This is a genomic window from Flindersiella endophytica, from assembly GCF_054779015.1.
Window position 1 is genome coordinate 22369 of sequence record NZ_BAAGYY010000014.1, and the last position, 24333, is coordinate 46701.

Genomic DNA, 24333 nt, shown 5'->3' on the forward strand with positions numbered 1-24333 from the left:
TCGCCTTCTAGGGTCAGGACTCGCTGTCGCCGAGTGCCCGGCGGATCAGGTCCTCGGCGGTCATCGTGTCCAGCTGGCTGGGATCGTCGGGTGCGACCACCGCGTCGTCAGGTGCGTCGTCGAGTTCGGGCACGAGGTCGGCGAGCAAGCGCTTCGCCACCGCTTCGGGCGTGGGGTGATCGAAGACCAGCGTGGCTGGCAGAGCGATGCCAGTCGCGGCGGTCAGGCGGCCGCGCAGTTCGATCGCGGTGAGAGAGTCGAAGCCGAGGTCCTGGAACGGCTGGTCAGCGGTCACCCGGTCGTGGGAGGCGTAGCCGAGGACTGCAGCAACCTCCCACCGCACGGCCTCCCGGAGAATGTCGCGGCGCTCTGGCCGGCGCGCGCGGGCCAGCCTGGCCCGCAGATCGGTCACCGGTGTTCGCTGGGGCACGGCGGGCGAAGGGCGCGCAGCGTGGGCGAGGGCGCGCAGCGGCGGCGGGGCCACGTCCGGGTCCAGCGCCGCAAGGTCCAGCTGGGCCGCGGCCAGAACCGGTACCTGGGCGACGACGGCCGCGTCGAACAGGGCCAGCGCCGCCTCTGCAGGCAACGCCACGATGCCGGAGCGGGCCATCCGGCGCAGATCTGCCTCGCCCAGTCCCTCGGTCATCGTGCTCTCGTCCGCCCACAGGCCCCAGGCCAGGGACACGGCGGGCAGTCCTTGGGCGTGGCGTGCCTGGGCCAGCGCGTCCAGGCAGGCGTTGGCCGCCGCGTAGTTGGCCTGGCCGGCGGAACCCAGTAGGCCCGCGAGCGAGGAGAACAGGACGAACGCCGACAGCGGCGCCTCACGGGTCAGCTCGTGGAGGTGGACCGCGGCCTCGGACTTCGGCCGCAGCACCCGGTCGATCTGCGCCGGGGTGAGCCGCTCGACGACCGCGTCGTCCACGACCCCGGCCGCGTGCACCACGCCGGTCAGCGGCCACTCCTCCGGAACGGCGCCTACGACGGCGGCCAGGGCGTCGCGGTCCCCGGCGTCGCACGCCACGACGGCCACCTCTGCGCCGGCCGCGACCAGTTCGGCCACGAACGCCTCGGCGCCCGGCGTGTCGATGCCGCGCCGCCCAGTCAGCAGCAGCCGCCGCACGCCGTACCGGTCGACCAGGTGACGGGCGACCAGCCGGCCCAGGGTTCCCAGGCCGCCGGTGATCAGCACGTGGCTGGTCTTGACGAACGGCGCCTCGGCGGCCGCCACCTCGAGGCGTTGGCGGCGCAGCTCCGGGACTCGCAGCTGCCCGGCGCGGACGGCCACCTGAGGCTCACCGCAGGTCAGCGCGGGAACGATCTGGCGGATGGATTCCGGCCTGCCGTCGGTGTCGGCCAGGAGGAAGCGCCCGGGGCGTTCCGCCTGCGCGGAGCGGATCAGGCCCCACGCGGCGGCCCCGGCCACGTCGGCGGTCTCCAAGTCGGCGCACGCGACGGCTCCCTTCGTGAGCAGGGCGAGACCGGAGCCTTCGAGGCGATCGTCGGCGAGCCACCACTGGACGACGCCGAGCACTGCGTGGGAAGGGATACCGGGCACGAGTGGGTCGGTGGCGATGGCGAGCGCGGGCACCGGCGCGCCGTCGTCCAGCGCGCGGCTGAGGGCGTCCAGGTCGGGGTAGGCGCGCACGGCCACACCGGAGGCGCGCACCACCTCGGTTACCTGCGCCGCGATGTCGTTTCCGCCCACGACGGCCCACGGACCCGCGGCGGAACCCTCCGTCAGCTCACGCCGTGCCCACTCCAGCGCCAGCAGCGCGGCGCCGCTGTCGGGGCTGACCGCGTCCACGGGGAGCTCGCGCACTGCGAGCGCGTCGGCACGAAAGACCGGCGTGCCGGCCTCGTCGGCGACGAGCACGGCGCGGGTGCCGTCCGGCTTCCGGCGTAGGCGGACACGCAAGGCCGTCGCGGTCGCCGCTGCGGGCGTGGCGTGCAGCGTCAGGCCGCTCCAGTGGAACGGGACGAGGAGCCCGCCGCCTTCCTCACCACCGTCCTCCCCGCCCGTGTCGGCGAGCGCAGCGTGTAGCGCGGCGTCCAGCGCGGCCGGGTGGATGCCGAAGCCGTTGCCGTTCGCGCGGGCCGCCTCCGGCGGGATGACCTCCGCGTACACGTCATGCCCGTCCCGCCAGGCGGCGCGCAGTCCCTGGAAGGCAGGCCCGTAGGCGTAGCCGCGCTCGGCCAGCCGGGGGTAGAGGTCGTCGACGGGAAGCGGCGTGGCCTGCTGGGGTGGCCAATGTGCAAGCACGCCGATGTCGGCTTCTGCGGCGGAACCCTGCGCGCCAAGGGAGCCCGTGGCGTAGCGGTTCCACGCCGCGTGCGGCGCTTTCTCGGGCCGTGCGTAGAAGGTGAACGCGCGAGTGCCGTCCGCGGCGGGGGCGTCGATCACCAGCTGGACGGTGGTGGCCTCGGTGAGCGGCAGCGGCTCGTGCAGGGTCAGCTCGGCCACCGCGCCCACGGCGCTGGTCTGCCGCGCCGCGTGCAGGGCGAGCTCGGCGACGGCGGCACCCGGCAGCAGCGGCCGGCCCAGGACTGCGTGGTCGGCGAGCCACGGTTGCGCGTCGGCGTCGAGCCGCCCAGTGAACACCCATCCCTGGCTGCCGGCGAGCTCGACGGCGTGGTCCAGCAGCGGGTGGCTGCCCGCGCTCTTCGCCGGGGCAGCGGCCGGTGCGCTTAGCCAGTAGCGTTCGCGCTGGTATGCGTACGTGGGCAGGGCCACGGTCCGGCCACCGGGGAAGAACGCGCCCCAGTCGACGTCCGTGCCGTTCGCGTATACCTCAGCCAGGGCCGCGGTGAACGTACGAGCCTCGTCGTGGCCGCAGCGCAGCAGCGGAACGGCGGTGACGGGACGCCCGGAGGTGTCGGCCGAGCCGGACCGCACCAGGGCCGAGAGCACCGCGTCCGGGCCGAGCTCCAGCCAGTTGGTGACGCCATGCTCGGCCAGGAACCGCACCCCGTCGTGGAACCGGACGGTCTCCCGCAGCTGCCGCACCCAGTACTCGGGGTCGGCCAGTTCCCCTGCCGTGGCGGGCCGGCCGGTGACACCGGAGACGATCGGCACGACCGGGTCGGCGAACCTAACCTGGGCCGCCACCCGGCGGAACTCGTCGAGAACCCCATCCAGGTGCGGCGAGTGGAAGGCGTGGCTGACGCGCAGCGGCTTCGTCCGCCGGCCGGCCGACGCCCAGTGGGACGCCACCCGGGTTACGGCCCGCTCGTCGCCGGAGACCACCACGGCGTCCGGCCCGTTGACGGCGGCGATGACGGCCACGCCGCTTCGCCGGTCCAGTTCGCCCAGAGTGACGGCGACCTCCGCCTCGGTGGCCTGGATGGCGGCCATCGCGCCGCCGGCCGGCGCCGACTGCACCAGCCGCCCGCGGGCCGCCACCAGCGTGCAGGCGTCCTCGAGGTCGAGAACGCCCGCCACGTAGGCCGCGGCGAGCTCGCCGATGGAGTGGCCGATGAGGTAGTCAGGGGCGACGCCGTAGTGCTGCACGAGCCGGAACAGCGCCACCTCCACGGCGAACAGGGCTGGCTGGGTGTAGCGGGTCTGGTGGAGCAGAGCGGTCCGCTCGGTTTCGTTCTCGGCGAGGATCAGGTCCTTCAGTGGCACGTCCAGGTACCGGTCCAACTGCTCGCAGACCGCGTCGAGGGCGGCGGCGAAGGCCGGCTGGGTCGCGTAAAGCTTCCCGCCCATGCCGGCCCGCTGGCTGCCCTGCCCGGTGAACAGGAACGCCAGCTCGCCCGAGCCACCAATGCTGCCGGTCACGACGTTGGACGCCGGTTCACCGCGTTCCAGGGCTGCGAGGCCGTCGAGCAGTTCGGCGGTGCCGGCGCCCAGGACGACGGCACGGTCGGTGAGCAGGGAGCGGGTGGTGGCCAGGGAGTATCCGAGGTCGAGGTGGGCGGGACCCAGCTCCGGACCGGCGGCGGTCGCCAGCGGCCGCAGCCGGGCGGCCTGGGCCCGCAGCGCCGTGGCACCGCGGGCGGAGAGCGCCCAGGGCAGCACGGCGGGCAGTCGCGGTTCGGGTGGCGGCGACGCGGTATTGATTTCTGGGTCAGTCGCGGGGGGCTGTTCAAGGATGAGGTGGGCATTGGTGCCGGAGATGCCGTAGGCGGAGACGGCGGCGCGACGGGGGCGGCCGGTGTGTGGCCAGGGCGTGGCCTCGGTCAGCAGGTGGAGTGTGCCGGAGGACCAGTCGACATGGCGGGTGGGCCGGGTGAGGTGGAGGGTCGCGGGAAGCCGGCCGTGACGCATGGCCTGCACCATCTTGATGACGCCGCCGACGCCGGCTGCGGCCTGGGTGTGGCCGATGTTCGATTTCAGGGAGCCGACGAGGACGGGGTTGCCGGGGTCCCGGTCCTGGCCGTAGGTGGCCAGGAGGGCGTTGGCCTCGATGGGGTCGCCGAGAGTGGTGGCGGTGCCATGGGCTTCGACGGCGTCGATGTCGGCGGCGGTGAGGCCCGCGGCGGCCAGGGCGTCGCGGATGACTCGCTCCTGGGACGGGCCGTTGGGTGCGGTCAGGCCGTTGGAGGCGCCGTCCTGGTTGACGGCTGAGCCACGAACGACGGCGAGCACCTCATGGCCGTTCCGGCGCGCGTCCGACAGCCGCTCCAGCAGCACCACTCCCACCCCCTCTCCCCAGGCGGTACCACTGGCGGAGTCGTCGAACGACCGGCAGCGGCCGTCGGCGGCCAGCCCGTACTGCGGGCTGAACTCGACGAAGGGCGCCGGTGAGCTCATGACCGTGACGCCGCCGGCCAGCGCGAGATCGCACTCCCCCTGCCGCAGCGCCTGGGCGGCCAAGTGCATGGCCACCAGGGAGGACGAGCAGGCGGTATCCACGGTGACAGCGGGTCCCTGCAGACCCAGGGCGTAGGACACGCGGCCGGAGACCACGCTCAGGACGGTGCCGGTGTGTAGTCGCACGCCGTAGTCGCTGTACATCACGCCGCTGAACACACCGGTGCGGGTGGATCGCAGCGTGGCGGGGGCGATGGAGGCGTTCTCGACGGCCTCCCAGCTCGCCTCCAGCAGCAGCCGCTGCTGCGGATCCATCTCGATAGCCTCTCGCGGGCTGATGCCGAAGAAGCCGGCATCGAACCGGTCGGCGTCGTACACGAACCCGCCGTGCCGGGTGTACGTCTTGCCTGGACGGCCCGGCTCGCGGTCGTACAGGTCCTCGATGTCCCAGCCCCGGTTGTTGGGGAACGGGCCGATGGCATCAGTCCCGGCGGCGACCAGCTCCCACAGATCCTGCGGCGAACGAACTTCCCCGGGGTACCGGCACGCCATTCCGACGATCGCGATCGGGTCGTCCTGGGCCGGCGCGGCGCCTCGGCCGGCCTCCGCGGAAGTGGCGGGGGCAGCACCCGTCGCCTGTTCCAGCTCGGCGAGAAGACGGTCGGTCAGGGCGGCCGGAGTGGGATGGTCGAAGACGGCGGTGGCCGGCAGCCGGATGCCGGTGTCGGACTCGATCCGTCTGCGTAGCTCCAGTGCCGTGAGGGAGTCGAAGCCGAGGTCCTTGAACGTCGCGTCCACTCCGACGGCCGCGGGACCGTCCAGCGCCAGGATCGCGGCGGCCGCGCGGCGGATCACCCCGGCGGTAGTCCTGCGGCGGTCGGCCGGTGGCAGGCCGGCGATGCGGCGGGGCCAGGTGGACGCGTCGGTGCCGGCAGCTGCCGCACGGCGGCGCGCAGGGCGAACCAGGGAGCGCAGGATCGCGGGGGCGGACGCGGCGCGTTCAGGGTCGCGGAGCGCGGCCAGGTCCAGCTTGGCGGGCACGAGCATCGGCCGGCCCGAGGCGAGCGCCGCGTCGAACAGTTCCAGGCCACGCTGGGTCGACAGCGGCAGGATCCCCTGGCGGCCCGACCGCGCAACGTCCGTCCGGGCCAACGCCGCGGTCATGGCGGATCGCGTCTCCCACAGCCCCCAGGCGAGGGAGACAGCCGGCAGCCCCTGGACACGGCGGTGGTGCGCCAAAGCGTCGACGAAGGAGTTGGCGGCGACGTAGTTGGCCTGTCCGGGGTTGCCGACCACGGCGGCCAGCGAGGAGAACAGCACGAACGCGGACAGTGGGAGATCTCGGGTGAGGTCGTGCAGGTGCCAGGCGGCGTCAGCCTTCGGGCGGAGCACCTCGTCGACCATGTCCGGGGTCAGATTCCGCACGGTGGCGTCGGAAAGGACGCCCGCGGTGTGGATCACGGCCGTCAGCGGATGCTGGTCCGGGATGCCTCGCAGCAGCTCGGCCAGCGCCTCCCGGTCGGTGGCGTCGCAGGCGGCGATGGTGACCTCGGCTCCGGCCGCCGCCAGTTCGGCGGCGAGGTCGGCCGCGCCCTCGGCGGCCTCACCCCGGCGGCTGGTGAGCAGCAGGTGCCGTCCGCCGTGCCGGGCGACCAGGTGGCGGGCGAGTGCACTGCCCAGGCCACCGGTTCCGCCGGTGATGAGTACGGTCCCCTCCGCCATGTCCGGGGCGAGGAACGAGGTGTCGCCGTCGGGGGCCGGCGTGGGCACGAGGCGCGCCGCGTACAGCTTTCCGTCACGTAGGGCCAACGGCCGCGGGTCGGCGCACGCGGCGCTGATGGCAGCCGCCAGCCCGCTGCCGCCGTCGATGTCCAGCAGCGCGAACCGGTCGGGGTGCTCGTTCTGGGCGGGAATCATGAGCCCTCGAACGGCGGCGCCGGCCAGGTCCGGTACGTCCTCCTCCGGCCGGATCGCCACCGCCCAGCGGGTGACGAGCAGGACGCGGGGTGGCTCGAGGCGCTCGTCGTCCAGGCAGCGCTGAACGAGGGCAAGCACCTGCCGGACGGCGGCATGGACCGCGGCAGGGCCGGTGTGGTCGCCGTCTGCAACCGCCTGGACGTACACCAGCGTGCTGGGGACCGGCGCGCCCTCGTCCATCGCGGCGCACACTGCGTCTGCGTCCGGGTAGCGATCCACGGAGATGCCGTCCGCGGCGAGCGCGTCGGCCACGCTCGCGGCGTCGGCGAGCACGGCCCATCGGCCCGGTCGCGGCTCCGAGGTGATAGGGACGACCGGTTCCCAGTCGAGGTGGTACAGATCCCGTTGAGCGGCCGGCGCCAAGGCGGTGAGCCGGTCTGCGGGCAGGCGCCGCAGTACGACGGATTCCACGGTCAGCACCGGCTGGCCGCTGGGATCGGTGGCTGTCAGGGAGGCACTGTCCGGGCCGGTCTCCGTCCAACGTACGCGCAGGGACGTGGCTCCCGAGGAGTGCAGGGTGACGCCGCCGAAGGAGAACGGCAGCCGAAGCTCCGGCTCGCTTCCGGCCTGGCCGCTCAGCAGGAACAGGTGCAGGGCTGCGTCAAGAAGAGCGGGATGCATGCCGTACCGGGCGGCGTCGGCGTGGCAGTTGTCGGGAAGCGACACCTGCGCGTACCAGTCCGTCCCCTGCTGCCAGGCAGCGTGAAGTCCTTGGAACGCTGGCCCGTAGCCGTAGCCGATGTCGGCCAGCCGCTCATGGAGGCCGTCGAGCGCAAGCGGGCGGGCGCCCGGCGGAGGCCAGTCCGCCGACAGGGCTGCGGACGGGGCCGCCTGCGCTGTCGGTGCGAGCAGACCCGACGCGTGCCGGGTCCATCGATCGTCCCTCGCGTCTTCGTGCGGTCCGGTCACGGCGGTGTCGGAAAGTGAGTGGATGGAGAAGGGGCGCGCTCCGGCGTTGTCGGGAGCACCCACGGTCACCTGGAACCGCACGCCGCCACTGGGAACGACCAGCGGCTCCTCCAGGACGATCTCGCGCAGCAGCTCGCAGCCGAGCTGGTCGCCGGCGGTCACCGCGATGTCGACCATGGCGGTGCCGGGGAGGAGGACGGTGCTGGCGACGGCATGATCGGCGAGCCAGGGGTGGGTGTGGAGGGAGAGCTGGCCGGTGAGGAGCAAACCGTCGTCGTGGGCGAGGGTCGTCATCCCGCTGAGCAGGGGATGATCGATGGGGTTGAGACCCACGCCGGTGGCGTCGGTCGCCGGGGCTGGAGTGTCCAACCAGTAACGGCGGCGTTGGAACGGATAGGTGGGCAGCGTGACGCGTCGCGCGCCCGTGCCCTCGAACCAGGCGGACCAGTCGACGTCGAGGCCGCGGCAGTGGGCCTCGGCCAGCGAGGTGAGCAGCCGGCGGTGCTCGTTCTCGTCGCGGCGCAGGGTGCCCAGCGTGACAGCGTCCACGCCGGTTTGGTCGATGGTGGCTTGGAGGGGGACGGTGAGGACGGGGTGCGGGCTGATCTCGACGAAGATCCGGTGCCCGGCCGTCAGCAGTGCGGTGGCGGCCTGCTCGAACCGCACGGTCTCGCGCAGGTTGCGGTACCAATATCCGGCGTCCATCAAGGTGTCGTCGAGCAGCACCTCGCCGGTGAGGGAGGAGTACACCTGCACGTCACCCACGCGCGGCTCGACACCGGCCAGGAGCCCGGCCAGCTCCGCCTCGATCTTCTCCACGTGGGCCGAGTGTGAGGCGTAGTCCACTTCAACGCGGCGGGTCTTGGCGCCCTGCTTCTCGCAGTGGGCGAGGAACTCCTCCAACGCCTCGGAGGCACCACTGACCACGACCTGCTCCGGGCCGTTGATGGCGGCTACGGAGAGCTGGCCGGCCCAAGCGCCGATGGCCTCCCGCACCCAGGTGGCCGGACGTTGCACCGACGCCATGCCACCCCGACCCGAGAGGGCCCGCAACGCGCGGCTGCGCAGGGCCACCACCTGGGCGGCGTCCGCAAGACTCAACACCCCAGCTACACATGCCGCGGCGATCTCGCCCTGGGAGTGGCCGACCACGGCGGCAGGCTCCACACCGAACGACCGCCAGACCTCGGCGAGGGAGACCATCACCGCCCAGAGCACCGGCTGGACGACGTCGACCCGGTCGTATTCCGATGCCCGGACCACGTCCAGCAGGGTCCAGTCCACCCAGGGTTCCAGGGCGGTGGCGCACTCAGCCATCCGCCGCGCGAACACCGGGCAGGACTCGAGCAGGCCCGCCGCCATGCCCACCCACTGCGCACCCTGCCCCGGAAACACGAACACCGCACGACCCGCCACCGCGCGAGTAATCTCGGCGTCCTGCACCAGCGCCTCGAGGCCACGCTCGAGCTCAGCTCGATCCCCCGCCACCGCCGCGGCCCGCCAGTCAAACCGAGCCCGGCCCACAGCGAGAGAGAAGCCGGCATCGGCCAGCCGGACATCCGGACGTTCCCGCAACGCCTCGAGAAGCCTGCCGGCCTGAGCACGCAACGCCGGCTCTGACTTCGCCGAAAGCAGGACCGGGACCGCACTCATAGGCGCGACATCCCGCGGCCCAGACCCGGGCGCCTCCTCCAGGATCACGTGGGCGTTGGTGCCGGAGATGGCGAACCCGGAGACGCCCGCGCGGCGGGGACGACCGGTCTCGGGCCACGGTGTCGTCTCGGTCAGTAGCGAGACCTCACCTGCGGTCCAGTCGACACGTGAGTTCGGCCGGTCGATGTGCAGGGTGCTGGGGAGCAGCCCGTGGCGCATCGCCATCGTCATCTTGATCACCCCGCCGACGCCGGCGGCGGCCAGGGTGTGTCCGACGTTCGACTTCATCGACCCCAGCAGCAGCGGTCGGCCGGGGGCTCGGTCCTGCCCGTAGGTGGCGAGGACGGCCTCAGCCTCCATCGGGTCGCCGATGGTGGTGCCGGTGCCGTGCGCCTCGACCACGTCGACGTCGGCGGCTGTGAGGCCGGCGGCGGCCAGCGCGTCGTGGATAACCCGCTCCTGGGACGGGCCGTTCGGCACAGTGAGGCGTTTGCTGGCACCGTCCTGGTTGAGCGCCGAACCCCGGACGACGGCGAGCACCTCGTGGCCGTTACGGCGCGCGTCCGACAGGCGCTCCAGCAGCAGCATGCCCACGCCCTCGCCCCAGGCGGTGCCGTCCGCCGCGTCCGCGAACGGCTTGCACCGTCCGTCGGGGGCGAGGCCGCGCTTGCGGCTGAACTCCACGAACAGGCCAGGAGCGGCCATCACCATCACCCCGCCGGCCAGGGCGAGGTCGCACTCGCCACCGCGCAGCGCCTGCATGGCCATGTGCAGCGTGACCAGGGAGGAGGAACAGCCGGTGTCGACGGTGACCGCGGCGCCCTCGAGACCCAGGGTGTAGGAGACCCGTCCCGACAGCACACAGGTGCCGGTGCCGGTAGCCAAGCGCCCCGCGACCGCGCCGCTCGCCTCGTGCCACCGCGGCCCGTATTCCTGCGTCATCGCGCCGACGTACAGCCCAGTGCGGCTGCCGCGCAGCGTGGACGGATCGATGCCGGCCCGCTCGATCGCCTCCCAAACGGTCTCCAGCACCAGCCGCTGCTGCGGTTCCATCGCCGTGGCATCGCGAGGACTGATGCCGAAGAACGCGGCGTCGAACTGGTCGGCGTCGTGGAGGAAACCGCCGTTGCGCGTGTAGGAGCAGCCCGCACGGTTCGGATCGTCGTCGAAGAGCGTGTCGAGCGGCCAGCCACGGTTGTCGGGAAAGGCGGAAACGGCGTCCCGTTCCTCCATGAGGAGTTGCCACAGATCTTCCGGGGAGGCGACCATGCCCGGGAACCGGCACGCCATGGAAACGATCACCACGGGGTCGTCGGATGTCACGGCCGCGCGCTGGGACGCCTCCTGGGTGCGCTCGGTGCCTGACAGCTCGGCAGCGAGGTGGCCGGCCAGTTGCCGCGGCGACGGATGGCTGAACAGCAGCCCCGCCGGCAGCCGTAGGCCGGTGGCGGCAGCCAGCCGGTTGCGCAGCTCCACGGCCATCGCTGAGTCGAACCCGATGTCCCTGAACGACTCGGTGGGTCCGACCTCGCCTCGTGCGTCGTGGCCGAGGACCGCAGACGCCTCGGAGAGCACCAGTTCGGTGAGGCGCTGGGTGGCGGCCCCTTCGACCCGGTTCGGTAGGCCCTCGCTGTCCGGCTCGGCCGAGGGCAGCTCGACCACGGAGGCGGTGCTGGGGAACGCTGGACGCCAGTCCACCTCGGCGCCCGCTGTGTACAGCTCGGCCAGCGAGGTCAGGAAGCGGCGCGGGCCGTCATTGTGGCGACGCAGCGAACCCACCACGACCGCGGCCGGGTTCGTATCGTCCAGAATCTGCCCCAGGGCCAGGGTAAGGACAGGGTGGGGGCTGATCTCGACAAAGGTGTCGTGGTCGCGTAGCGAGCGAATAACCCCTTCGAACCCGACAGTTCCGCGGAGATTGCGGTACCAGTAGTCGGCGTCCAACGACCGGGTGTCCAGCAGCCCACCTGTGACGGTTGAGTGGAAGGGCACCGATCCGCTGCACGGCCTCAAGGGCGCCAGTGCGGTGAGGAGTTCGTCGCCCAGCTGCTCCATCTGTGGGGAGTGAGCCGCCACATCGAACGGGATGCGTTTGGCGTCGACCCCCTCGGCGGTGAGCTCCGCCAGCAGCTCGCCGATGACGTGCCGGTCGCCTGAAAGGACGACGGACCGCGGCCCGTTGACCGCCGCCAGTGCCAGTCTCCCGGGCCAGCGTTCCAGCAGCGGCTCGACCGACGCTGACAGCAACGGCACCGAAATCATCGCGCCGCGGCCGGCAAGCTGGGCCTGCGCCTTGTTCCACAGTGCCACCACGCGGGCGCCGTCCTCCAGGGACAGTCCGCCCGCGACGACGGCGGCCGCGATCTCGCCGCTGCCGTGTCCGACCACCGCGGCAGGCTCCACGCCGAACGCGCGCCAGAGCTCGGCCAGACCCACCATCACCGCGAACAGGGCGGGCTGAACGACATCGTCGCGGTCCAGGCCGGGCGCGCCGGGCGCGGCGCGCAGCACCTCCTCCAACGACCAGTCCACATAGGGGACCAGTGCTCGACTGCAGTTCTCTACAGTGCCCCAGAACACCTCCGAGGCGTCCAGAAGATCGGTCGCCATGCCGGACCACTGTGAGCCCTGCCCGGGAAAGACGAACACGGCGCGTTTCCGCGTCCTGGAAGTCCCGTTGACCACATTGGTGCTGGGGCGGCCCTCGACCAATGCGGTCAGCTCGGCGATGACTTCCTCGCGTGTCTCGGCCAACAGGACCGAACGGCTGGACATCTGGGTCCGGGATACGGCCAGCGACAGGCCTAGATCCGCGGGCGACGGCTCGTCGACCGGGCCGTCGCGCAGGTGCATGAGCAGTCTGTGGCCCTGGGCGCGCAGGGCCACTACGGTATCCGCGGACAGCACCCAAGGAATCACCCTGCTGCGGAGAACTGCCTGGCCCTCCGTCTCGTCGCCCTTCTCACCGTAGACGCTGTTTCCCACTCAATTTCTCCACTCAACCGACAGCCCGTCTGGAATTGCGAGCCCGAACATCCTCCGACACCGCATCGGAACCACAACGAACAGCGGTCTTCACGGACTCGGCGGACAGTTCATTTGGGCACACCGTTCTTGCTATGGCAACTTCTCCGCATGGCTGCTGGCGGAGAGGCGAACTGCGCTTGATGCTCGGTGCGCCGTCCGATGCGACAATATAGATGGCGGCATCAAAGTTCTGTGAAAAAGCGATACACGTTCTTGAGTGAGCATCCGAAATTCCCACCTGCCCGGTAAGCGTTCATATCGAACCAATGTAAAGCCGTACTTGACACATGTATTCGACGTGCGTCTAAGCACCCACTAAGTTACCGGGTACAACAGTACGCCGACACGTCGCGCGTATTCGGCGCCCGATGCGCTCATCAAAGCAACCTCGGCTGGCGACGATCTTGACTAGTTGCCGCTCAGAGTCGCGCACCTCACCTGCGAACGTCTGTGCGTAGAACCTCGGTCAGCTCATTCACGACCAGCCGTGGCGTGGCGGGCCGCGGATGACCTGCCGCGATTCGCCGATCAAAGGGCTAGGTCATTTCGAACCGGTGCACAGCCCCTCATACTCGATTCCTCCTGAAGAAGTCGAGGACGATCGCGTTGATGTCCTGCGGCCGCTCAAGCAGCCCCAGATGGCCACAGGCGGTCAGCTCCGCTCCTTCGCAGTCCGGGATCAGCTCGGCCACCTCGCGACCGGCGGCGGCCGGGGTCACCAGGTCGTCGGTGAAGCTGATCACCAGGCAGGGCGCTCGGATCGCGGCCAACTCGGTGCGCTGGTCGGGTACGGTGGCGGCCGCGTACTGCTCGGCCATGCCGTTCTCCTCCTCCGCCGACAGCGCCAGCAGCTCCAACCAATCGCCGATCACTCGGTCGTCGGCCAGGGTGTGAGGAGAGAACATCTTCAGTGCGGTCAACGCGGCGGCATAGCCGGCGGGCAGCTTGATGCCACTACGCAGATACTCGGCAAAGCCATGCAAGAGCGCCTCCCGGAAAGTGTCCACGGCAGGCGCGGTTGCGATTAACACCATCGACCGAACCAGCTCCGGGTGGTTGCTGGCCAGCGCCTGAGCGATCTTGGCGCCGAGCGAGTATCCAATCAGGTGGCACGGCGACAACTCGAGCTCGCCGATCAGGCTCACGGCGTCCTCGACCAGATCCTCGAAGCCGTACGGTACGGCTGGTGTAGCGTCCGGCGAGCTAGCCCGGTGGTCATAGCTGATGGTCTGGTAACCCGCAGCGGCCAGCGCGCGGATCTGCGGCAGCCAGATCGTGCTGCGTGTGCCGGCACCTGTGATCAGCAGGATCGGCTCCCCGTCTCCACGGACGTCGTAATCGAGCTCGACGCCGTTCACCGCGATGCGTGGCATCTGATTGTCCCTCCCCGCCTGGCGGCGTCGACAGTTGGCGTGCCGCAGCTCAGCCTCCCGGGCACCCGCTCTTTCCAGTCATTTGCTGAGGTCAGCATTGACGGGGGTAAGGTAAACAACCTGCTTTGGTGGACATTCTTCTTGGTCGGGCTAAGTCGCATCCTTGCGTACTCCAGGGCAACCATGCTGTGACACGCGACACGCTGTTTCCGCCGAGCGTGGCGAGCACCTGCTCGGCTTCGGCTTTGGTGTAGCGGCCAGGCTCGAACGTCGAGTAATGCTCCGTGAGAGTCGTGGTCAGCCTCACGTAGTTGGCGCCGCGCGGAACGAACTTGCGCCCGGTTGTCACCTCCTCCAGATGGCCGTACCGCTCCCCAGCGGGTGTCACCGACAGCGGGGGCGAGTCGGTCGCCTCCGACCAAACCGGCGACCTGCTCGCCGCTGCGATCCCAGCGTCCTCAGCCGGCCGGCTCGCGGCCGCGACCCCCGGCATAGACACCAGAGTCGTTGCCAGGGTCGCCAACGAGATGGTCGTCGTCTTACGCCACATGAAACCTCCACTCCAGGCCGGGGGCCGCCCGCCAAACGCTACATATCGACCAGTGCACTCATCTTCAGACGCCGAGCACCTTGGCACGCGCTGCTGGCGCGGTACTAGCGCGGCGCTGCACCCCCACTTGGTTGAGGGAGCTGCAGTCGCTGATCCGTGCGACTCGATCGGCGCTGCGATCTCGATCCGAGGCCGAACCCGTCCGACGATCGAATGGAATGAGGCGACCATCTCAGGTCCCGGGTATGCGTCAGTACAACGCCGGCGATCCGTGGTGAGTCGCCGCTTTAGGTGAGTTCGTCAAGGAAAGGAAAGGAGCTGCCCGGGTGTCTCCCGACAAGAAGGCCTCCGAGACAACGGATGTTGCTGGCGAGTACGCCGTGGCCGAGGAGTTGGCTCGGCGGCCAAAGGCGGCGGGGGTGGGTCTGGTCGGTCCTGGTGGCCTGTTGCAGCGGCTGACCAAGCAGGTACTCAAGACCGGTCTGGAAGCCGAGATGACCGAACATCTGGGCTATGAAGCACGAGGCGGCCGGCCGCAACCGGGGCAACTCCCCCGACGGCACCCGTACCAAGACCGTCACCACCGATGTCGGTCCGGTCGAGATCGCCGTCCCGCGCGACCGGGACGGGTCGTTCGACCCGAAGACCGTGGCCAAGCGCAAACGCCGCTTGCACGGTGTGGATGAGATGGTGATCTCCCTTGCCGCCAAGGGACTGACCACCGGGGAGATCTCCGCACACCCGGCCGAGGTCTACGGCGCCGAGGTCTCCAAGGACACCATCACCCGGATCACCGACGCCGTGCTCGAAGAGATGAGCGAATGACAGAACCAACCACTGGAACAGGAGGCGGTTCTACCAGTCGTTGCGAATCTTGATCGGATGGGATTCCTGTGCCGAGGTACTACGCACCGAACAAGACGCCGGTTGGGGTGAAACGGCGGTGCTTCGAGCTGATCCGTCGAGGTGTCCGCAGCTCCGTTGCGTCTAAAGGTTGTCCCCTAACGGGCGTGTCGCCTGGCTGGGACGGTTGCTGGTGATCATGATGTTGGCCCGTGGGGCAGATCAGTGCGGATCGGGTGGAGTGGGTGCCGGTGTTCACCGGCCTGTCGGTGCGACAGTTCAAGCGGCTAGCGCGACACCGGCGTTATTGCGAATATCCTGTAACGATTTGTCTTGACGGTTGGATTTCGTGCTCCTGCCGGGCGTCAGTGGCCAGTCCGACCTCGACAGATACGGACAGGTCGGCTCCCCACAGTGGACGTACTGACTTCCCACGGGCGATAGGTCGGTTATGTGTCGGCTCGGCGAAGAACAGAGCGATCGTCTTGCTCAGCGGGCTGTGGATGCTGTACACGCTGCGGGCGCCGGCTAGTGGCGCCAGCGGCGTGCCAGCGCGGGCCACTATGGTTTCGCTGTGATACGGACATTTTGGCGCCGCTACTTGCTTGTTCCAGCCGCGCTGCTCCTCGTTTCCGGGTGGATCACCGGGTGCGCAGCAGCCGGCTCCAGCCCTTCCAAGCCGTCGAGTCCTGCCAGCCCGAAGCCCACAGCCAGCTTCGACGAATGCGCCCTGTTGACCGGCGACGACTTTCGCCGAGTGCTCGGAGTGTCCGGCTACCGCATGTTCCTGCGTTACGCCAAGCCACACGAAACCGGCTGGAGTCTCCATTGCGTCTACACCGGGCCGAAAGACGGCCAGCCCAGCGTCACTGTCAGGGTCGAGACCGGCCGGCCATCCGACTGGTTCGCCAGTCCTGAGAAGCCGGCGAAAGACGCGAGCGGATCGCCGATGCCGCAGGCCAAGCCGACACCCGTCGCGGATCTGGGCGATGCGGCCTGGACGTTCGTCTCCTACAGGGAGGCGCTTGGCCAGTACCAGGCCAGCGATGCGACCGTCCGGGTCCGCAAGGGCTCGACCGGCCTCGAGATCAGCCTGAGTATCTCTGATCAGGACGACCCCGACAACGTGGACTTCGGGCCTGGTCTGCGCCTGAGCGAATCGGCGATCGGCCGGATCAGTGATCCTGTCGAAGTCGTGGCCGAAGCTGCGACCGGTGCGTGTCGCAAGCTCGACCTCGCCGCTGCCTCGGCCGCCTACGGGATCGAGCTGACCGGCAGCCGCTCGCACACGCTCGACGAGACGACCACCTGCGCTCTCGCCGGGCGGAAAGGCATGTTGTGGATCCACGCTGAACAGGGGGATGATGCCGTCGAACGGTTCCGCCGTAACAGCGGGGCGGGTCTGCCGATCTCCGGCCTCGGAGATCAGGCGTATGGCACACCCAAGAGCAAATACATCCTGACCGGCGACCGGATGCTGACCGTGAGCCTTGCTCCGGACGACGGCGAAGCGTACGCCCGCGAGTCGGGTAGGTCCGGAATCGAACTGATGACACCGACGAAGCAACAACTGGCGTTCCTGAAATCCGTGGTCAGTAGCTTCAGCTAGTACGTCGTGAGGCGGCGGGCGTAGTAATCGATGCGGGTCGCCGCCTCTCTGAATAGCGGCTGCGCGTTTCATGGTCGTTGTCCGGAGATGCTGTCCTGGAGGGCAGTCAGTGAGATGAAGGCGCGGTCTGTGCCGAGGTGCTCCGGGGTCGGGCCTGCGGGGGTGGGCACTTTGGCGAGCCTGCTGGCGAGCGCGGTGAGTGCGTCGCGGTCGCCTTCGAGGGCGGTGCGTTCGTCGTCGGTGAGGGTGAGGCGTTCAAGCATCTGCTCGACGCCGTCTTTGACTTCGAGCAGGCGCCCAGCGCTGGATTCCTTGGGGAGGTAGAACGGGCAGTGGGCGCAGGCGAGCCGGTGTGGGCATGTGGCGAAGAAGTCGTAGGTGCAGTACCCGTCGCCGAGGTCGTAGTACTTCCACGGTTGCTCGCCGCCGGTCGCGGCGCCGGACAGGATGGTCTCCCGGTCGATGAGTACCTGGATGGTGCGCACGTTGCGGGCGAAGTAGTCGGCCTTGCGGTAGGCGGCCGACAGTTTGCGTTGCAGGATCGCCGCGTAGTGCCGGGTGCTGGAGTAGTGCTTGTGCCCAACCATTCCTTCAAGTCGGCAAGGGACAGTGGTTCGGGTGCGTTGAGGAGTTGGGTGGCGATGGTGGCGCGGGCGCGGTGGCTGGTCAACGCGCCGCGGGAGTCGGACTCGGGGATGCCGGCCTTGCCGCACAGAGCGGGCAGGACGGTGTCGTTGACCCGGTCGAGGACTCCTACCCGGCCATCTGGTGCTCCGACTGGCTCTGGAACGTCAGCGGTCTCGCCGAGCTGCAGGCCTACCGCACGAAGCTGGCCCAGACCGTCGCGCCGCACACCAAGCTGTCTCCCTTCTGGTCGGACATCACCAGCTGCCTCAACTGGAGTGGGCCGTTCAGGAACCCGCAACACCGGCTTGCCATCAACGGCACACCGCCGATACTGGTGTCCACTGCCAGATACGACGTAGCCACGCCGTACGCCTGGAACCTGGCAGCCGCACAGCAGATCCCCAACTCGGTACTGCTCACCTACGACGGCGCAGGCCACAGCACGTTCCGCAACAGCCCCAACTGCGCCCGCGGATACATCGAGCGTTACCTGATCCGACTCACGCTACCGCCGACCGGGACACACTGCCCGGCCGAGTACCCGACCCAACCAAGTGCGGCCACAACCACCCAGCCAGACACCGCCGCCCTCGCTCGGCGAGCGCACACCCGCTAAGGACTCCTCCCACTCGTACACGACGCGGCGCCCGCCATCCAGCAGATGGCGGGCGCCCAGTGCGCTGACAACGAGACCGTAGTTGCTCCTCGTTCGATCGCCAAAGCGGCGGAAGGCCGCCGCCTGTGCTACTCGCGGGTATCGGCGGGGAGTGTCGCTCCAGCGGTGTAACTGCGGTTCCTGACAGTCTCTGGCCGGGAGGCCAGGGTGGGAGGAGTCGCAGTGAGTGGTAAGGAGGAGCATGAGCCGCGGCCGATGCCTACCGTGCCTGTTACGACACTTCAACAGCTACGACGCTCCTCTTCCCGGTTCCCACCTGACACATCACGTGCGCCTTTTCCCGCATCGCCCACCACGACAGTCTTCAGCTAACGCGGCAGTGTGCGGCTTGAAGCCTTCCCCGCAGGGCGACTCCAAGGGGGGCCAGACCCTCATCGCCCACGTAGCAACGCCTCAGAAGCCCCTCCTACATCAGCTCCCTTCGACACTCGTGACACACGTGAATCCAGGCTGCGCGTTTCGCGCAGCCAGGCCAGAGCCACCTCGACCAGTGCTTCGGACGGCCGCGTTGTGAACCTCGGTGCTCCCTCTGGCCGTGGGTCGTGCAGCCAGGTACGGACCAGCGGGGTGAAGCGGTCCAGATTGAGATAGCGGTCGCCGAGCAGGGCAGGCACTTCGACCAGTGCATCGGCAATGCCATGGCCGGCCAGGACGTCCGTCAACGCGTCCGGTAGCCGGATCCGATAGCCGGCCGGCAGGTCATGGAAGTCGATATGGATCAGGCGGCCACCCGGGATCCTGACCGGGTCGGAAATAAAGGACGGGGATGGCGTCTCCTCCGAATTCGGCCACTCCTCCGGCCGCGGACCTAGATCCCAGATCGCCTGCACGACCGCAGACATCGCCGCGTCGAGCGCGACCAGGTCCTGCGTCCGCACAACGAACGTCACATCAATGTTGTCCTGGAGCTGACCTCTCAGGACAGGGTCGACCCGTATGGGCACGCCAACACACTCCTCGAATCGGGATCCACCGCAAACGCTGGGTACCACCAAGAGCGCCGAGACCCCCGCGGACGGATCCACCGGAGGCGCCCCGGAAAACCACGAAGCCGCATCCGCGACTCCTCAGCTGCTCGCCTGCACCGTGCTGTCGTACACCGCCTCTTGGCTGCTGCACAAGACGATCGACTCTTCCGGGGTAGGCGCGGTGCGGTAAGGACCATAGCGCACGATGTTTTGGCCGGCTACTCCGTTGTGGCAGTACGCGACGGCGCGAAACGAACCAGTGTTTCCGTTGCACCGCGCCCACGCGTACTGACTGGAAGGGACTGTGCCGTGATAGCAGGGGTAGATAGTCATGGGATGGACCTCGGGGACCGCGGCGCTCGCCACCGGCGCGACGATCATCGGCAAAGCGATCAAAGAGGCCATGACGGCGAATCGCCGAACTGCTGCCTGCATAACTCAACTCCTTGTCCGATTCGAATTGACAGAAGGCTTTCAAGAATGAGTGTCACCGGCAATAGAAGAACGCGTCAAGGCATTCCTCATGGTCGTTTGAAGAACCAGCGCCGGCACGGGCCGCCGTGGTAGAACCACGTGATCACGTTCGCGCCTTGGGCTGAGCTACAGCAGGCGACGTCCGGCGACAGGCCGGTGCCAACCTGCAGGACGCTGTAACTACCGCCAGGGCTGGGTTCGATGCGCCAGAGCTTCGGCACCGTCGGGGTGGTCGGGATCCTGATCGACCCGATCGTGGGTGGCTACCTGGTTGCGTTCGGGCTGCTCGGTCACGCAGCATGGGACGTCTACCACTTCAGAACGAAGCGGGTGGTATCGCGTTCACTGGCAGAGTTCTGTATGGTCCTCGACGCCACGCTGAGCATCGTGATCCTCGTGCTGATCAACGCGAGCGTTCTGTAACCGTCGCAAAGCGTGCCAGGTCTGGCGGGGGGCGAGCTTCCCGTTCGTGGGTAACTCGCCGCCGCCAGCCCGTAACGGGGGTTAGTGCCAGTTGCTGATCTTGACGTCGTTGGGAGCGGGTTCGCCCTTGCCGGTTTCGACCAGGTGCTTGAGACTCAGCAGGAAGGTTGCCCACTTGGTACTGCAGTGGTTCATGAACTCCACCGGCTCCTTCCAACCCCCGTGGGAGAACAACACGATCGTGAGGCCGTCCTCCTGCTTCAGCTCGAACCGGATCTTGGTCCCGACCCATTCGTCGGGACCGTAGACGACCTCCCAGACCACGAGCTCGGCCGGCTTGGCCTCCAGGACCTTCATGTCGAACCCGGCCGGAGGCGGCGCGTCCTCGAACCGGACCCGGAACACACCCCCGACGCCACCCTCGCCCTCCATGCCTTGGGTCCACCAGCCCGACAACCCGTCGGCCGTGGTCAACGCCTCATAGACCTCCTCCGGGGATGCCGTGACGCCGATCCGGTGCAGGATATCTACCATCTCGATACCTCTTTCTCGCGTGGAGCGCCCCTGTTCAGGCGCGGGCCCTACCGTTGCGCCAACCGCCATCGATTCGCTATCGATCGGCTATCGGCGTCGCCGCGGACGTTGCGGCGCTCATTCGCAAAAGGTCGGCCGTGGTTCACCCGCTGGCGCCAGCCCTGCGCCAGCAGGTGATTCTAGTGTGGCTCGAGTATCCGATGGTCGCCGGAACCCGACGGCCTGAGCATCGATTCAAGGAGAACGGATGACGGACCGGCAACACATGTGGGGAACCAGAGCACGACGACTCGCGGTCAGGTTCGGGACAGTCGCCGCTATCGGGGCGGCGGTTCTCAGCGGTGCTCCCAGTGCCGGCGCGGACACCGGCGATCCTGGCCGAACAGCATCCATGCACGGCCGAGCCGTGCAGGTGACCTACGTACCAACACCCGTGCGGCCGCTCGGCGATGCCCTCGGAGCCACCCAAGCGACAGCTATCAATCCGAACGTCACGCCCTACGCCATGTACGTGACCGACAAGAACTGGGAATACTGCGAGGACTACCAGGTGTGTATCTGGCGCGAGGACGGCTACAAAGGCCCCGGATACTTCTTCGGCGGCGACTACGCACCCTGCGAGGGCTGGCGATTCGAGGGTACAGCGATCCAGGACCACACCTGGTCGATCTGGAGCCGATCATCCGGACCAATCTCGATCTGGGACCGATACGCAGACGGCACATACCGGTACAACAAGTACGGCTGGCTCCCCCGCGAATACAGCCACGAGAAGAAGTTCAGCTACATCATGGACGCCTGGGTCTACGATCCCGGCAACAACTGCACCAGCCTCGTCCTCCACTACCCCAGCGACGCCTGAGTACGTGTGAACGAACTGATGTGTGCTGGGAGGCGTCGAGCTCACCGGCCGCCTCGTGCCGGATCGACGCGACGCCTCCCATGACCGGACGGCCCGGGCCTATGCCCGTCAGTGCCGGTCCGTCAGCTGGCTTTGCCGGGGGCGATGTAGAGGTTCATGGTGGTGAAGTCGAGGGTGAGGTTGTACGGCTTGAAGAAGGTGTGGGCGATGTGGCTCCACACGTCGAACCCCCATGGCTGGGTGAGCGCCATGTCTGGGGTCGTTACGCAGTAGACCTCCTTGGCGGTGGCATTGCCGAGGCGGATGTCCTTGGGGTAGCAGGGGTAGGCGATGACTGGGTGGCTGTGGGCAGCGGTCTCGAGCGGGCGGTCGTAGTCGGTGCGGATCCCCAGCTGCTTGGACGCTTCCCCTGGCATGTGCACGGCGTCCTCGCCGGATCCGCCGATGTTCACCGCCGCCATCCGTGGACCGGAGTCCGCGACGCCGGCGATGCTGCCCCGGCTGTGCACCATGTGATCAAAGGCCAGCCACAGCGGCAAGGGGCTGGCACCCGCCCGGGTGGCATCGGCGCGTGCCTTCCTGGCTGTTTCGGGGGTCGGGCGGCGCAGGATCAGCGACCGGCCCGCGTAGTCGAAGGTGGTCAGCAAGTGGTAGAAGACCCACGTGCCGATCATGCCGTCCTTCTCAGTGCCGACATCGTCGCTCCACCAGCTCACGGGGACGTTGCGCAGTTCGATGTCGCCCAGCTTGAACGAATCCAGCACCCCGTAGTACACCCATACGCCTGTGTCGATCTCTTCCTCGGCCACGGCACGCAGCCCGGCTTCCTTGGCTACCGTTGAGGACACGCCCAGATTCGGGGCGCCGGTGTAGAACGTGAAGCGCTTCGCCGGTCCGCCGTTGACCGAGGCCTCGATCAGCGGGAACGGGTCCATCTGCTCGATTTTCACCCGCGCGATGTCGCCGTGAATCTGGTACGCATCGCCAGGGACTGCCGCGAACCATGTGGCGTAGCCTTCGTCGCCGGTGGCATGGTAGCGGGGTGCGGCGAGGGAGAACTTGTCCTGCCGGATGTAGCAGTCACCCAGCAGCTTGTTGGTGTCCTTGTCCTCAGGCGCCAACGCTAGGGCCCTCTTGAGGTACGTCTCGGCCTCGGGGAACCTGTTGCTCAGTAGCGCGACATGGCCGCGCTGCCGGGCCGCTCGCACGTTGGTGGGGTCTGTTTTCAGGATCTCTTCATACGCGCGGCCGGCTTCCTCGAACCTCCCCGCCTTGAACAGTGCATCCGCATCTCCGCCCTGGCTTCCTTCATTGCTGGGGCGGACCTGCGCCGCGGCCGACTGACCCAGCAGCGGCGCGATCCCGGCCGCACCCGCCATCACCGCGGCTCCTCGCAACACCGAACGCCGATCCAATTCTCCGCTACCAGCCAACGCATTCTCCTTTCCAATGCAGCGCCTCACAGCGGCTGCGGACCTGATACAGAAGCTGATACACCGTACCGATCACCAAGTATCGTCGGCGTATCCAAAACCGCATATGTGCTGACTGGGTTGACGTGGCAGTCCGAAGAAGACCGAATCAACCCCGGTCGACGCTCTGCTGGTCCCCTGAAGCACGGCCCACACCTTTCAACGATGCCGACGACCGGCGATGCTACCAACAGATGTACTACGGCTTCGTACTATTGTCGTTTTCGTCAACGGGTGAGGCGGATTCTCGATCCGCGCCAGTGTCGCGCCAGCAGGAGGTTGCTCGGCTCGGCGAGGGTGTGGTCGACTTCACCACCCGGCGCGCCCACGTCACGCAGCGGTTGGTGCATGAATGCATCCAGGGGAGCAGCAACCTTCCTGAGATGCTGACCCAGCCGCAGGAGATGGTCTACGACGGCGCACACACCTTCATCCGGGTCAATGAGACCTGGGCCGGGTTCGCCCTGGAAGACGCAGACCGACCGCGCAACGTCGCCGATCCGGTCTGGCCGCTGGGGCGCACTGTTCGGTGCCGGTGCGGATGTCACTTCGCTCGGCGAGCAGACCATCCGCGACGTCGCCACGACGGGCTTCCGGATCACCGTCGACCTCGTTGCCGCGGACGAGGTCCTTCCTGCCGGGATCGGCGTTCCAGAAGGCCCGTTCCGTTAGCTGCGCGCGTTGCCGGCCGAGGTGTGGCTGGACCAGGCCGGCCTCGCCCGGCACATCGAGGTCCGGCGATCCGGACGCGTCAGCTCCGAAGGCAGCCCGACCGCGGCGGTCGTCGAGTTCTGGGACTTCGGAATCGCCGTGGCAATTGCCCCAACCTGAGCCCGACCAGATCACAACGCCCGACCCCGTGGCTTGGGCGCAGGACCTGACGGGCATACCGAAGATTGAAGGCGAACGCTCCCGCCACGTCCAGGCGAAGAATACGACCGGCGTCACCGATGTTGTGCGGGGTCGAGCGTCTGGTTGTTGTCTGAGAGATCGCGTCGCATCCTTCCCACGACTCTTGCTGTTTCACGTGCGAGTACGACCATTGGTTGCCCTCGTAACCGTGCTGGCGGCGGTCGGAACCGCGGCCGCGGCACCACCGCCGGCCAGGGCGACACCCGTGGAAAGACAGGCGGAAAACCATACGGTGCGCTGCTCACCGGTGACGTGGTGACCGTGTCGGCGGCTCCAGGGCGGCTTCCGAGTGTCTCCGTTCGGCCCGGCGCGGGCCGCGAGCGGATCGGATTCCAGGAAGGGTGGACCGCCACGTCGGTACGGATCGTGCCGTCGGACGCCGTTCCGCTGCTCGCGGCAGGGCGGCTGGACGAGCGGCTGTTCGATGTCACCAGCCTGATCGAGCAGCGATACGTACGAGCATCGTCGACTCCGACGACAACCGGGTCGACCAGACCGTAGTCTGCGCCTATCATCTGCAGTCGGCGAAACCCACGCACCGGTTCCTGTCCGGAGGCCGCCCTTCTCGGCCGGCTGGGCAGGACCCGGTCTGCGGGAGCTGCCATATTCGTCGAACTGGACCAGGACCACGAGAATCCGCCTGTGAGAACGTTATGGCTGACATCCGGCGACACCGTGCGGTGTATCG

General features: G+C 68.5%; 16 protein-coding genes and 1 pseudogene. 8 read left to right on the top strand and 9 right to left on the bottom strand.

All coding sequences use genetic code 11. From position 1 onward, the window contains the following. Positions 1 to 13 precede the first annotated feature (13 nt). The gene (locus tag ACYVF6_RS15505) at positions 14 to 12280 is read right to left on the bottom strand and encodes an SDR family NAD(P)-dependent oxidoreductase (RefSeq protein ID WP_460521672.1); all 12267 of its coding nucleotides are present in this window, start codon (positions 12278 to 12280) and stop codon (positions 14 to 16) included. A gap of 608 nt (positions 12281 to 12888) precedes the next feature. Continuing rightward, a complete protein-coding gene (locus ACYVF6_RS15510) occupies positions 12889 to 13695 on the bottom strand; it encodes an alpha/beta fold hydrolase (protein ID WP_460521674.1) in 807 nt (268 codons plus the stop codon). An 876-nt stretch (positions 13696 to 14571) separates the two neighbouring features. Between ACYVF6_RS15510 and ACYVF6_RS15515 the strand changes: the two are divergent. Together ACYVF6_RS15515 and ACYVF6_RS15520 are read left to right on the top strand one after the other, a co-directional pair. After that, a pseudogene (locus ACYVF6_RS15515) lies at positions 14572 to 15061 on the top strand (transposase); the annotation flags it as partial. Between the two features lie 976 nt (positions 15062 to 16037). Further along, positions 16038 to 16697 carry a hypothetical protein gene (locus ACYVF6_RS15520; protein WP_460521676.1) on the top strand — a complete coding sequence of 220 codons (660 nt, stop codon included), beginning with the start codon at positions 16038 to 16040 and terminating at the stop codon, positions 16695 to 16697. A gap of 68 nt (positions 16698 to 16765) precedes the next feature. Here ACYVF6_RS15520 and ACYVF6_RS15525 read toward each other — a convergent pair whose 3' ends face one another. Beyond that, positions 16766 to 17284: a hypothetical protein gene (locus ACYVF6_RS15525; RefSeq protein ID WP_460521678.1), complete on the bottom strand. Its 519-nt coding sequence runs from the start codon at positions 17282 to 17284 to the stop codon at positions 16766 to 16768. A 71-nt stretch (positions 17285 to 17355) separates the two neighbouring features. Here ACYVF6_RS15525 and ACYVF6_RS15530 point away from each other — a divergent pair, with 71 nt between their 5' ends. Then, positions 17356 to 17940 carry an alpha/beta hydrolase gene (locus ACYVF6_RS15530; RefSeq protein WP_460521680.1) on the top strand — a complete coding sequence of 195 codons (585 nt, stop codon included), beginning with the start codon at positions 17356 to 17358 and terminating at the stop codon, positions 17938 to 17940. Positions 17941 to 18371: 431 nt separating this feature from the next. Here the strand turns inward: ACYVF6_RS15530 and ACYVF6_RS15535 are convergent, their stop codons facing one another. The 3 genes from ACYVF6_RS15535 to ACYVF6_RS15545 form a co-directional block, all read right to left on the bottom strand. Then, positions 18372 to 19025, bottom strand: a complete 654-nt coding sequence (locus ACYVF6_RS15535; protein WP_460521682.1) for a hypothetical protein — start codon at positions 19023 to 19025, stop codon at positions 18372 to 18374. A gap of 42 nt (positions 19026 to 19067) precedes the next feature. Further along, complete coding sequence (locus ACYVF6_RS15540; RefSeq protein ID WP_460521684.1) at positions 19068 to 19403, bottom strand: hypothetical protein; 336 nt, start codon at positions 19401 to 19403, stop codon at positions 19068 to 19070. Between the two features lie 86 nt (positions 19404 to 19489). Then, on the bottom strand, positions 19490 to 19663 hold the full coding sequence (locus ACYVF6_RS15545; RefSeq protein ID WP_460521686.1) for an RICIN domain-containing protein: 174 nt from the start codon (positions 19661 to 19663) through the stop codon (positions 19490 to 19492). Between ACYVF6_RS15545 and ACYVF6_RS15550 the strand changes: the two genes are divergently transcribed. Continuing rightward, positions 19644 to 19865 (top strand): hypothetical protein, encoded by a 222-nt coding sequence (locus tag ACYVF6_RS15550; protein ID WP_460521688.1) that lies wholly within the window; start codon positions 19644 to 19646, stop codon positions 19863 to 19865. The genes ACYVF6_RS15545 and ACYVF6_RS15550 overlap by 20 nt on opposite strands. A gap of 81 nt (positions 19866 to 19946) precedes the next feature. Here the strand turns inward: ACYVF6_RS15550 and ACYVF6_RS15555 are convergent, their stop codons facing one another. Further along, positions 19947 to 20399 carry an SRPBCC family protein gene (locus ACYVF6_RS15555; RefSeq protein WP_460521690.1) on the bottom strand — a complete coding sequence of 151 codons (453 nt, stop codon included), beginning with the start codon at positions 20397 to 20399 and terminating at the stop codon, positions 19947 to 19949. Between the two features lie 247 nt (positions 20400 to 20646). On the opposite strand from ACYVF6_RS15555, the gene ACYVF6_RS15560 reads away from it, so the two are divergent. Continuing rightward, positions 20647 to 21261, top strand: coding sequence for a peptidase inhibitor family I36 protein (locus ACYVF6_RS15560; protein ID WP_460521692.1), 615 nt, complete (start codon positions 20647 to 20649; stop codon positions 21259 to 21261). Positions 21262 to 21383: 122 nt separating this feature from the next. Here the strand turns inward: ACYVF6_RS15560 and ACYVF6_RS15565 are convergent, their stop codons facing one another. Together ACYVF6_RS15565 and ACYVF6_RS15570 are read right to left on the bottom strand one after the other, a co-directional pair. Beyond that, on the bottom strand, positions 21384 to 22640 hold the full coding sequence (locus ACYVF6_RS15565) for a tetratricopeptide repeat protein (protein WP_460521694.1): 1257 nt from the start codon (positions 22638 to 22640) through the stop codon (positions 21384 to 21386). Between the two features lie 320 nt (positions 22641 to 22960). Further along, a complete protein-coding gene (locus ACYVF6_RS15570) occupies positions 22961 to 23083 on the bottom strand; it encodes a hypothetical protein (protein ID WP_460521696.1) in 123 nt (40 codons plus the stop codon). Between the two features lie 91 nt (positions 23084 to 23174). On the opposite strand from ACYVF6_RS15570, the gene ACYVF6_RS15575 reads away from it, so the two are divergent. The 3 genes from ACYVF6_RS15575 to ACYVF6_RS15585 all read left to right on the top strand — a co-directional run bounded on the left by ACYVF6_RS15575 (position 23175) and on the right by ACYVF6_RS15585 (position 24146). After that, positions 23175 to 23405 (top strand): hypothetical protein, encoded by a 231-nt coding sequence (locus tag ACYVF6_RS15575; protein WP_460521698.1) that lies wholly within the window; start codon positions 23175 to 23177, stop codon positions 23403 to 23405. A gap of 9 nt (positions 23406 to 23414) precedes the next feature. After that, positions 23415 to 23564, top strand: coding sequence for a hypothetical protein (locus ACYVF6_RS15580; RefSeq protein ID WP_460521700.1), 150 nt, complete (start codon positions 23415 to 23417; stop codon positions 23562 to 23564). A 342-nt stretch (positions 23565 to 23906) separates the two neighbouring features. Beyond that, positions 23907 to 24146, top strand: coding sequence for a hypothetical protein (locus ACYVF6_RS15585; RefSeq protein WP_460521702.1), 240 nt, complete (start codon positions 23907 to 23909; stop codon positions 24144 to 24146). Positions 24147 to 24333: the final 187 nt, after the last annotated feature.